This is a genomic window from Pararobbsia alpina, from assembly GCF_965118125.1.
Lineage (GTDB): Bacteria > Pseudomonadota > Gammaproteobacteria > Burkholderiales > Burkholderiaceae > Pararobbsia > Pararobbsia alpina_A.
In genome coordinates, this window is record NZ_OZ221287.1 from 799,143 (window position 1) to 809,762 (window position 10,620).

Annotated in this window: 10 protein-coding genes; 2 read left to right on the forward strand and 8 right to left on the reverse strand. The window is 61.6% G+C overall.

What is annotated here, in order from left to right:
• The first annotated feature begins 28 nt into the window (after positions 1–28).
• Entirely contained in the window at positions 29–1,240 is a 1,212-nt protein-coding gene (locus ACMFWR_RS03385; RefSeq protein ID WP_413193620.1) for a DUF2252 domain-containing protein, read from the forward strand.
• Between the two features lie 106 nt (positions 1,241–1,346).
• Here the strand turns inward: ACMFWR_RS03385 and ACMFWR_RS03390 are convergent, their stop codons facing one another.
• A complete protein-coding gene (locus ACMFWR_RS03390) occupies positions 1,347–2,909 on the reverse strand; it encodes a methyl-accepting chemotaxis protein (RefSeq protein WP_413193621.1) in 1,563 nt (520 codons plus the stop codon).
• Positions 2,910–3,579: 670 nt separating this feature from the next.
• Between ACMFWR_RS03390 and ACMFWR_RS03395 the strand changes: the two genes are divergently transcribed.
• The gene (locus tag ACMFWR_RS03395) at positions 3,580–4,218 is read left to right on the forward strand and encodes an OmpW/AlkL family protein (protein ID WP_413193622.1); all 639 of its coding nucleotides are present in this window, start codon (positions 3,580–3,582) and stop codon (positions 4,216–4,218) included.
• 155 nt (positions 4,219–4,373) lie between these two features.
• On the opposite strand, the gene ACMFWR_RS03400 is transcribed toward ACMFWR_RS03395, so the two are convergent.
• From ACMFWR_RS03400 to ACMFWR_RS03430, 7 genes are all read right to left on the reverse strand, one after another.
• Positions 4,374–4,889, reverse strand: a complete 516-nt coding sequence (locus tag ACMFWR_RS03400; protein WP_413193623.1) for a DUF1697 domain-containing protein — start codon at positions 4,887–4,889, stop codon at positions 4,374–4,376.
• A 142-nt stretch (positions 4,890–5,031) separates the two neighbouring features.
• Entirely contained in the window at positions 5,032–6,285 is a 1,254-nt protein-coding gene (locus tag ACMFWR_RS03405; RefSeq protein WP_413193624.1) for an NAD(P)/FAD-dependent oxidoreductase, read from the reverse strand.
• Positions 6,286–6,494: 209 nt separating this feature from the next.
• Entirely contained in the window at positions 6,495–6,926 is a 432-nt protein-coding gene (locus ACMFWR_RS03410; protein WP_413193625.1) for an excinuclease ABC subunit A, read from the reverse strand.
• Positions 6,927–7,041: 115 nt separating this feature from the next.
• Positions 7,042–7,470: a signal peptidase gene (locus ACMFWR_RS03415; RefSeq protein WP_413193626.1), complete on the reverse strand. Its 429-nt coding sequence runs from the start codon at positions 7,468–7,470 to the stop codon at positions 7,042–7,044.
• 81 nt (positions 7,471–7,551) lie between these two features.
• Positions 7,552–8,799, reverse strand: coding sequence for a beta-ketoacyl-[acyl-carrier-protein] synthase family protein (locus ACMFWR_RS03420; RefSeq protein WP_413193627.1), 1,248 nt, complete (start codon positions 8,797–8,799; stop codon positions 7,552–7,554).
• On the reverse strand, positions 8,796–10,022 hold the full coding sequence (locus tag ACMFWR_RS03425) for a beta-ketoacyl-ACP synthase (RefSeq protein WP_413194765.1): 1,227 nt from the start codon (positions 10,020–10,022) through the stop codon (positions 8,796–8,798). The genes ACMFWR_RS03420 and ACMFWR_RS03425 overlap by 4 nt, the downstream gene beginning before the upstream one ends.
• A gap of 5 nt (positions 10,023–10,027) precedes the next feature.
• Positions 10,028–10,615 (reverse strand): hotdog family protein, encoded by a 588-nt coding sequence (locus ACMFWR_RS03430; protein ID WP_413193628.1) that lies wholly within the window; start codon positions 10,613–10,615, stop codon positions 10,028–10,030.
• Positions 10,616–10,620 lie beyond the last annotated feature (5 nt).

Sequence of the window (10,620 nt, forward strand, 5' to 3'; positions counted from 1 at the left end):
AACCATTACAACAACCACCTCGCGCCCGATGAAAATGCTTTCAAACAAGCCGCCCACTCCCAAGTCTCGCTCCGAAGCCCTGACCCGGTTGCGCAACCTCAAGATGGCCCGGTCCGCGCATGCCTATGTGCGCGGCAATACGGCGCAGTTCTACGAATGGCTCGAGCAAGCGGATATCCGTACGCTGCCGCAAGGTCCGGCGATCTGGATCTGTGGCGACTGTCACACGGGCAACCTCGGTCCGATCGCCAACAGCCGAGGCAAGGTCGAAATTCAGATTCGCGATCTCGACCAGGCTGTGATCGGCAATCCATGTCACGACGTGATTCGGCTTGGTCTGTCGTTGGCCACGGCGGCGCGCGGATCGGATCTTTCCGGCCTGACGACGGTGCATATTGTCGAAGCGCTCGCGGCAGGGTACGAATCGGCACTCGAAAGCGACCCGGACAAGGTGCACCTGAGCAAGCGTCCGACTCCGGTGCATGTCGTGATGCGTGAAGCGGTGCGTCGTTCGTGGCAGCACCTCGCGCGCGAGCGCATCGAAGATCTCCAGCCGACGATTCCCTTGGGCAAGCGCTTCTGGCCGCTCGACAAATCTGAGCGCAAAGAGATCACCGCGCTCTTCGAGCGCTCGGAGTTGTCCGGGCTGGCGACGAGCCTGAAGGGGCGAAGTGACTCGGGCGCCGTTTCGCTGATCGATGCCGCGTACTGGGTTAAAGGATGCAGTTCGCTGGGGCGACTGCGTTATGCCGTGCTGCTCGATGTCGACGGTGGAGTGATCGATGGTGACGATCTTTGCCTGATGGACATCAAGGAAGGCGTGAAGGCGGCGGCACCTCGCTACACGCAGTCAGCGATGCCGCGCGATAACGCGGAACGCGTCGTCGAAGGGGCACGTCATCTATCACCGTTTCTCGGCGAGCGAATGCGCGCTGCACGCCTTCTTGATCGCGCAGTCGTGATTCGCGAATTGCTGCCTCAGGATCTCAAGCTGGACGTCGAGCAACTCACGCAAAAGGATGCGATGAAGCTATCGGGCTACCTTGCGATGGTGATCGGCAAAGCGCATGCGCGTCAGATGGACCATGCGACACGCAAGCAATGGCTCGCTGAACTTCGCAAGAGTCGCTCAAAAACGATCGACGCGCCGCTGTGGTTGTGGAACAGCATCGTCGAACTCGTGAGTAGCCATGAAGCGGGGTATCTCGAACATTGCCGACGATACGCAACGGGCGTGTAGCGACGTGGACGTGGCGGACGCCGCCGAAGCCACGTGCGCGGTTCGGGAGACCCATCCAGATGCCGCCTATCAGGGCGGAATCTGGATCCGGGCGAAGCCGCCCTTGCTATGCCAACGCCCCGCTGACACGGAACACCGACACCGTCTGTCTGAGCAGCGCGCCCTGATCTTCGAGCGAACGTGACGCGGCCGCGACTTCTTCGACGAGTGCAGCGTTGCGTTGGGTGGTCTCATCCATCTGCGAGATGGCGAGATTGACTTCGCGGATACCGTGGCTCTGCTCTTCCGACGCGCTTGCGATGGCGCTGATCCGCTCGGCGACGTGCTGGATCGCGTCGCGAATCTCGGCCATGGTGGTCCCCGCATCGTCAGCGAGCGACGACGCCGTGCGAATGGTTTCGACCGAGGCCGAGATCAGGTCATTGATCTCCTTGGCGGCGACGGACGAACGCTGCGCAAGGTTACGCACCTCGCTTGCGACGACAGCAAAACCGCGTCCCTGCTCGCCGGCGCGAGCGGCTTCGACGGCAGCGTTCAACGCCAGGATGTTGGTCTGGAATGCGATGCTTTCGATGATGCCGATGATCTCGCTGATCTTGGTCGAGCTCTCGCGGATGCTCGACATCGTGCTGACGACGCGACCGACGACTGCACTGCCCTTGGCGGATACGGTGGAAGCGCTTTCAGCGTGGCTGCGCGCCTGGATGGTGTTGTCGACGTTCTGTTTCACCGTGGCAGTCAGTTGCACCATGCTCGATGCGGTCTCGGCGACCGACGCAGCCTGTTGTTCGGTGCGCGCTGACAGATCCGAATTCCCCGCGGCTATCTGAGTCGATCCCGATACGATGCCTTCCGATGCCTCGCGCACCGCGGCGATCAGGTTGGCCAGCTGGGTTTGCATCTCGGCGATCGACGTCAAGACGCTGTTGCCCCGCGTACGCTGCGTCATGATCGGCTGGCTCAGGTCGCCTGATGCGACGCGCTTCGCGGCCTCAATCAACGCCACGGGGTCGGCGCCGAGATCGCGAAGCAAACCGCGCGTGATCATGACGCCGGCGACAACGGCACTCACAATGGCGGCGAGGCTCAGCGCAATCAGCGCAGCAAATTGAAACGCGTAGGTGTCGTCGGCCTTCTGGATCAACGACGCTTCGCGAGCACGGGTGTATTCGGTGTAGTCGTCGGTGGCCTTCACCAGAGCTGCGAGGAGCGGACGGCATTGCTCGTCGAGCATCGACACCGCCTGATCGTGCTGGTTCTTCAACGCCGCATCGACGATGGCGAGGGCGACGGGACCGTACTGCGCTTCGACGCTGTCGATTTTGCCGACGAGTGCCTTCGCCTGTTCGGTCGCGTCGGAAGCCGCGATCATCGCGTCGAGCTTCTGAAGGTGACTCTTGACGTCCTCGTGCGCTTTCACGACGGCCGCATGCTCGAGCTCGACATCGGACGGCTGAGTTACCAGCACGAGATTACGTGCCGCGATCGCGCGGCGGTCAACGGCGGTGCGCACTTGCGTCGCTTCGGCTTCACGCGCGTTGATTCCAGTCACATACCGCGTGAATTGCGCGTTGGTCTCGCGCAAGGTCTTTAATGACATGAAGGAAATCACGACCAGCAATATGCACATCAGGCCGAATCCGGCCATTAATTTTGCTCTTACGCTCATTTGTGTTCTGATTTACCAGTGAATGACCGATCGCCAATAAACGGGCGATTTATTTAAACGAATTCGCAATGAATCCCCAGCTTCCCCGTGGGTGAATCATTGCGCTGTCGCGCCGAATCGAGCCGGCCATGCCGTAAGACGACATGGGTGTTCCGATATCGCAGAGAACTGGCTTGATACAACGCGCGCAGGCCGTTTCTAACATGGCAAAACAACATATTCGTGAATCGTGTTTTTTGATGTTGTATTCCTGCAGCAGAAAATATCTCAAAATCGCACATATCTAACCAAAGGTTTCAATGCAATAAATCCTATTTCACGATGATAGGATAAATACATTCAGATATTATTTATTGTCTTGTCAATAAAATGATAGAGGGTGAATAAACGGCAACTTGATCGAAATCACGTCGACAATGTCTCGACAAAATGATTGCGACGTAACGCATTACCCGTCTCTGCGATGGGCGCTCGCTGCATTAAACATATCGATGCGAGGCGTTTTGATCCGCATCAACGCACTGCGATATCCGGGCCACGACTTGCCCCGCGTGACGCAAATCAAAAAAACGCGTCGTCGAAAACCCTAGTCTGGACGCGTTCGCGAAGCAATCCAGTGCTGGCTGAGGCGGCCGGCTGCGTCTCGCGACGGTTTTGATATCGCGAAAAAATGTCTGGACTCAAAAAAACATTGCGGGGGTTGGGTGCTGCATGGGTAAGCGCAGTGCTGGTGATATTCGGCGGGTTTGCGTCGACCCATGCCGAAGCGGCGCAGGGTGACGTGATCGTCCGATTGCGGGGAATAGTGGTGGCGCCCGACGTGTCGTCGACCGGCACGCTGTCGACGATTCATTCGGGAGTCGATACGACCGCCGTTCCGGAACTCGATTTCACCTATATGTTCACCGACAGCTTCGGTGCGGAACTGATTCTTGCAACGAGCCGTCACGGGGTCACGTCGGACCTCGGTAACCTCGGTAAGGTGAGTGTGTTACCGCCGACACTGACGCTGCAGTATCACTTCAACGACGCGGGCCGAATCCGGCCTTATATCGGCGCGGGCATCAACTACACCTTGTTCTATCACAACAGCCTGGCGGTCAGCGGGCAGGGTGTTGATATCACGAACCACAGCTTCGGACCGGCGCTGCAGGCAGGCGTTGATTTCGCCGTGTCCGACGCATGGTTCGTGAATCTCGACGTAAAGAAAGTCTGGATCCGGACGGACGCCTCACTCGGCGGCACCGATCTCGGCAGATTGCGGATCGATCCGTGGATCGTAGGGTTCGGCGTCGGACGGCGATTTTGAGCGGCGTAGGCCGAGCCGCCGCCAGCGGTCCATCGGCATGGAATCGGAACGCGCCATTGTCGGCGCCGCGTGCTGGCGGGTACGTCGAAATGGCGTTCAGGCCTTGGGAGGCGACTGCAACGACAACCTATCCAAGCAGCCCATCCCCCACGCACCTATCCCAGCGCCGCGGCCATTTCGACGAGCTTGGCCACCGTATTCATGTTCCGCCCGGTTCCATCCTTGGCGCAGGGTACTTTGAGCTTGGATGTACCCATCCCGCTCGGGTAGAACACGTACAGGGCGCGCGGCCCGAGGCGGAGTTGTTCGTCGCGCGTGCCTGTCGCGCCCTCGTTGGGATCGACAGGCAGCGCGGCGTCGGAGAATAGCGCCATCACGCGGTTGCCGGCTTCGTTCGAGAACGGATTCCGATCGAGCACCTCGGACATCTCGCGGGCCGTGCGCACGAGCACGCCGACTGGCTTGCCCGCATACGCATGCAGCCGCGCTTCAAGCGCCGAACGCACCTTGGCTTCCGTCAGCGTGCTGCGAAACACGACGTTGCCGCTGGCGATATAGGTCCGCACGTCGGTAAAGCCCGCGTCGTTGCAGATGTCGACGAGCGTGGCCATCGGCAATTTGCCCGTTCCGCCGACATTGACGGCGCGAAGTAGTGCGACAAAGACCGTCATCGGTGCTCCTGGCTTGCTCGGCAAATTGGCGTCACACCGTCGCCGGCTCTGATATCCAGCCGTTCAACGCATCACGTTTTACCGCTTCAACGGCTCAACGGCTCAACGGCCTGACCGCCGAGCCGCCCGACCGCGAACGACCTCAATACACCATGCAAACCTCGTGAAGCGCGCTCAGGCGCCGTTCGGGGTCGGCGACATACGGGTTCGTCTCATCCCACGCGTAGCCCGCGAGAATGGCGCTGATATAGCGGCGCACAAACTCGGTCTGCTTCGGATAGTAGATGATGTCCTGCAACTCACCCGTGTACCAGCGTTCGACAAAGGCCCGGAACGCATCGATGCCCTTGCGCAGCGGTTTGTCGTACTCGCTCTGCCAGTCGACGGCGTCCCCGTTGAGCTGCCGCTCGAGCGCCTTGACCGCGAGATGCGATGAACGCAGCGCGATCGTCACGCCTGACGAGAACACGGGGTCGAGGAATTCACCCGCGTTGCCGAGCAGCGCATAACCCGGGCCGTGCAGTCGTTCGACGTTGGCGGCATATCCGCCGATATGACGCACCGGCATCAGGAACGGCGCATCGCCGATCAGGCGCGCGAGGGTCGGCTCTTCGCGAATCAGTTTGCGCAGCAGTGCCTCGCGCTCGGCGTCGGGGGCATTCAGAAAGCTGGCTTCCGCGACGCAGCCCACCGACGAGCGGCCGCCCGCAAGCGGAATCATCCAGAACCACACGTCCCGATGCTCGGGGTGTGTCGCGATGGTGATCTTGTTGCGATCGTGCGCATCAGGCGCAATGCCGTCGCGCACGTGCGTAAAGATGGCCGCGCGCGTGGGCATGCGGGTCGCTGCCTCGAGATTCAGCAGGCGCGGCAACACGCGACCGAATCCGCTCGCATCGAGCACGAAACGCGCGTGAACCTCGTAGCCCTTGCCGCTTTCGTCGGCTTCGTCGACGACCTCGAGCACCGGCGCATCGCCAGTGCGCATCGCGCGCACAGTCTGGCCGAAACGGACTTCGGCACCCTGCTGCGCCGCGCAGCGAATCAACACGTCGTCGAATTGCGCGCGCTCGACCTGATAGGTCGTGCCCCAGCCCGCCGAATGCTTGTCGCGGAAGTCATACGACGATGTCTTGTCCCGCCAGCAGAAATGCGCGCCATTCTTGTACTGGAAGCCGGCTTCGACCACCGCCTGAAGCATGCCGGCTTCTTCGAGATACGCCATGCTCTGCGGCAGCAGGCTTTCGCCGATCGAGAAGCGCGGGAAGTGTTGCCGCTCGAGCACGAGGACAGAACGCCCGGCCTTTCGCAACAACGCTGCAGCGACCGCACCTGCAGGGCCTGCGCCAATGATTGCGACGTCGACCGCGGTCGCGTTTGAAGTGTGAGTATTCAAAACGGTATGAATGGAAAGTAACGAATCAACACAGCCAAGGGCCACGCACCAACGGTCTCGAGGCGAGGGCGAAAGCCGAAAGCCACGGACCGAGCGTTGAAAGCCACGAGCCAAGAGCAGGAGACAAGCGCGCGCACGTCGTTGTCTGCGCATCACACAGCGCGTGCCGCCCGGAAACAAGGTCCGGGCTGCGCGCCATGCCCCGCACCTTACTTGAGCGTCACGACCTCGCCGGTCAGCGCCACGCCCGCGATGATGGCGCCCGCGCCGCAGGTGAACTCGGTCGCGCTTTCGCGAATATGGTTCTCGTAGTTGCTCTTGATATTGATGACGGCGTTGCCGCCCTCCTTGCGTGCACGCTCCTGAAGCTCGATGACCGCCGAAAGGAAGACGTGCTGGCATGCCTTCAGATCACTCTTGCCGAACGAGTTCGTCTTCTTGTTGGTGTCGAACGTGCCGTACGACTTCACAACGCGCGGATGATCCTGACCTGCAAAGAACAAGGGCACGTCGTCGCCGACCTTGCCCGGCTCGCTCTTGAGCGCATCGGACACGTCGTAGTTGTCGACCGTATCGCGTGCGAAAGCATGGGACGTCGCGAGTGCGGCACAAACGGCTGCAAGCATCAGTTGTTTCTTCATTCTTTTCTCCGTTAAGGATGATGGACTTGAATCAAACCGCGACATGCATCTACTTCAAAATCATCCGGCAGGCGCGTGACAGAACGTGCATCGCTCCGCCGCGCGCCACGCGAGATCAATCGGCCTTCAGTACGACGAGGTCGCCCTTGACCGCGATCGCTGCGGCGCTCGTGCTGAGGCCGCACGCATAGTCCGTCGACGACGTCGACTCGGTGCTGTGGAAACGCGTTGTCACGTTGACGACCGCGTTTGCGTGATGCGACCGCGCATCGCTGATCAACTTGTCGAGCGCTTCCTGCAGCGCCTTGTTGCACGACGCTTCCGGACCCATCGTCGTGCGGGCAATACGGACCGAATGGCTGCTCGGTCCAAGCTGGCTTTGCACGGCCGGATGCGCCTGCGCACCAAAGTACAACGCCACGTCGTGTGCAGAAGTGCCTGCTGCTACGGGTGCGATGGGCAGCGACTCCACTTGCGTTGCACACCCCGCTTGCGTCAACGCGACGACAGTCAAAGCACCCAGCATGAGTCGATTCTTGGTCATGGTTCCCCCGTTGTTGTGGTTGTGATTCGCACTGCGATCGCGCAGTGTTGTTGCCGACTACAAATACGACTACGAACCTGACTACGACGGCCAGGCTTCGAACATCAGACTCGCGTAACTACCGCCGAACCCGAACGACACGGACATGGCACGCTTGAGTGCAGCGTCTCGAGAAGCGCGCACGAGGGGCATGGATTGCACGGCAGGCTCCGCTGTATCAATGCCTGCTGTGCCCGCCATAAAACCATCGCGCATCATCAGCAAGGTGTAGATCGCCTCGTGCGCTCCGCACGCACCAAGCGGATGGCCGGTCGAGCCCTTGGTCGACGAGAACTGCGGCACATCCGGGCCGAACACCTCGTTGATGGCGTGCAGTTCCTGCAAATCACCATGCGGGGTCGAGGGCGCGTGGGTGTTGATGTAATCGGGGCGCGAGCCCGCATCGTCGAGTGCTTCGCGCATGGCGCGCGCAATGGCCGACGCACGCGGAATCACCATGCCCGTGCCGTCGGTTGCGTGGCCATACCCTGTGATCTCGGCGCGGATCCGCGCACCGCGTGCGAGCGCATGGTCCAGTGACTCGAGCACCAGCACGCCCGCGCCGGATGCCATCACAAAGCCGTCGCGATCCACGTCATAAGGGCGCGACGCATGCTCCGGCCTGTCGTTGAAGTTGCGCGACAGCGCACCCATCGCGTCGAACATCAGCGTCATGTTGTCGTGCAGCGCTTCGCTCCCGCCAGCGAGAACGATGTCCTGACGCCCGGACTCGATCAACTGTACCGCCTGCCCGATGGCCAGCGCGGACGTCGTGCACGCCGATGACGGCGAATAGGTGATCCCCTCGAGCCCGAACACATGCGCGACATTGGCGGAGGTCGTGCTGCTCATCGCCTGCGGCACGACGTAAGGTGGCGTGCGATCGAGACCGCGCGCGTGTGCGATGCCCAGTGCGACGTCGTACGCCGACATGGTTCCGACCCCCGAGCCGATCACCGCGCCCGCGCGCGGCGAGTGCAATGCCAGTTCATCGAGTTGCGCGTCGTCGATGGCACTGCGCGCGGCATGACACGCGAACCGCGCCGTCTCGCCCATGAAACGTTCCTGCTTGCGGTCGAACGAAGGCTGTCCGTCGACGGATGCCACGCCCGCGACCTGGCTCGCAAATCCGCGTTCGCGCCACGCGTCGACACGTACGATGCCGATGCGATGCTCGCGCAGCGCCACGGACACCGCATCGAGCGTATTGCCGAGGCACGACACGATGCCCATGCCGGTGACAACGACGCGTCGCCGGGTTCGAGGTTCGCGATGAAGTGCAAGCGTCATGAACGACGCCTGAAGATCAGCGACGTATTGACGCCGCCGAACGCGAAGTTGTTGCTCATCACGTATTCGGCATCGATCGTGCGTGCTTCGCCGACGATGTAGTCCAGCTCGGCGCAAGCGGGGTCGACCTGATGCAGATTGAGTGTCGGCGCATAGGTGTTGCGTTTCATCGCTTCGATCGTCCACCACGCTTCGATCGCGCCGCACGCGCCGAGCGTGTGACCGATAAAACTCTTGAGCGAGCTGATCGGCATGCGCGCGCCGAATGTCGACGCGGTCGCGTGGCTTTCAGCGATGTCACCACGATCGGTCGACGTGCCGTGCGCGTTCACATAGGCGATGGCGTCGGGCGACAGGTTCGCATCGCGCAAAGCAAGCTGCATCGCAATAGCCATTGTTTCGGCCGTCGGCTGCGTAATATGCGCGCCATCGGAATTGCAGCCAAAACCAATGACCTCCGCATGAATGCGTGCACCGCGCGCGACTGCGTGGTCATACTCTTCGAGCACGAGCGTCGCGGCGCCTTCGCCGACGACGAGGCCGTCGCGTGCAACGTCGAACGGGCGCGGCGTCAGGTGCGGCTCGTCGTTGCGCGTGCTGGTCGCATACAAGGTATCGAACACGGCTACCGCCGGGCCCGAGAGTTCTTCCGCGCCGCCGGCGAGCATCAAGGTCTGTTTGCCGTGCGCGATCATCTCGTATGCATAGCCAATGGCCTGGCTGCCCGACGCGCACGCACACGACGTCGGCACGATGCGTCCCTTCAGGTCCCAGAACAGGCTCACGTTGACCGCGGTCGTGTGCGGCATCATCTGCACGTAGCTGTTCGAGGTCACGTCGGTCATCGATCCGGTCTCGAGCATCTTGCCGAACGCGCGTATCGGTTCGACCGAGCCGGCCGACGATCCGTAGGCGACGCCCATGCGGCCGTCCTTGATCGACGCATCGTCCGCGAGCCCCGCGTCAGCCAGTGCAAGTTCGCTCGCGCGCACTGCGTACATCGACACAGGCCCCATCGAGCGGGTTTTCTTGCGCGAGTAGTTCGCGGGTGTCTCGAATGCCGGAATCGGGCAGGCAAGCCGCGTATGCAGAGACTGGAAATAGTCCCAGTCGGCAATGCGCTTCACGGCATTGCGGCCGCCCTGCAGCGCGGTTTCGATTTCGTTCCAGTGGTTGCCGAATGCGGTCACCCCACCCATGCCGGTAATCACGACACGTTTCATCACACTCATGGCCGATAACTCTCTTTGATAAACGCCTCGAAGTCGTGCGGCTGATACACCTTGACCACGGCCGAGGCGAACAGCTGGTTGCCGTGCTCGATCGTGCAGTCGTAGGCGCCTGTGCCGTCTTCGCTGCGCAGCACTTCCTTTGCATGGATCCGCAACAGCGCGTTGCGCGGAAACACGGTCACGCGCGCTTCGTAGCGACGCGCGCCGAGCAGCACACCCGGCCGGGCCGGATTGCCCTCGCGCATCGACAGCAACCCTTCGTGTGCGGCAATCGCCTGGGCCATGAGTTCGACGCCGATCCACGCGGGCATCGCTCCATCCTGATCGGCGTACCAGGCATCGGCGTGGACCGTTGCGTGCGCGGTCAGCGAGGTGGTGTCATAACTGCGGACCGCGTCGAGCAACAGCATCGTGCCCCGGTGCGGCACGATGTCCTCGATATGCGGGATCGCAGCGCCGGCATGGTCGTGCGAAGCCGTGCCTGCATGCGCATGGGCGTGTTCATGGGCATGCCCATGTGAGTCATGCTCATGCAGGTGGGCAGCGCCCGCGTTGAATATGCTCGATAAGGTCGGGTCAGTCATCGGTG

What these genes read in the sequence shown, in the direction of transcription:
- ACMFWR_RS03385 (WP_413193620.1), top strand. Translation starts at nt 29, where the DNA reads ATGAAAATGCTTTCAAACAAGCCGCCCACTCCCAAGTCTCGCTCCGAA.
- ACMFWR_RS03390 (WP_413193621.1), bottom strand. Translation starts at nt 2,909, where the DNA reads ATGAGCGTAAGAGCAAAATTAATGGCCGGATTCGGCCTGATGTGCATA.
- ACMFWR_RS03395 (WP_413193622.1), top strand. Translation starts at nt 3,580, where the DNA reads ATGTCTGGACTCAAAAAAACATTGCGGGGGTTGGGTGCTGCATGGGTA.
- ACMFWR_RS03400 (WP_413193623.1), bottom strand. Translation starts at nt 4,889, where the DNA reads ATGACGGTCTTTGTCGCACTACTTCGCGCCGTCAATGTCGGCGGAACG.
- ACMFWR_RS03410 (WP_413193625.1), bottom strand. Translation starts at nt 6,926, where the DNA reads ATGAAGAAACAACTGATGCTTGCAGCCGTTTGTGCCGCACTCGCGACG.
- ACMFWR_RS03415 (WP_413193626.1), bottom strand. Translation starts at nt 7,470, where the DNA reads ATGACCAAGAATCGACTCATGCTGGGTGCTTTGACTGTCGTCGCGTTG.
- ACMFWR_RS03420 (WP_413193627.1), bottom strand. Translation starts at nt 8,799, where the DNA reads ATGACGCTTGCACTTCATCGCGAACCTCGAACCCGGCGACGCGTCGTT.
- ACMFWR_RS03425 (WP_413194765.1), bottom strand. Translation starts at nt 10,022, where the DNA reads ATGAAACGTGTCGTGATTACCGGCATGGGTGGGGTGACCGCATTCGGC.
- ACMFWR_RS03430 (WP_413193628.1), bottom strand. Translation starts at nt 10,615, where the DNA reads ATGACTGACCCGACCTTATCGAGCATATTCAACGCGGGCGCTGCCCAC.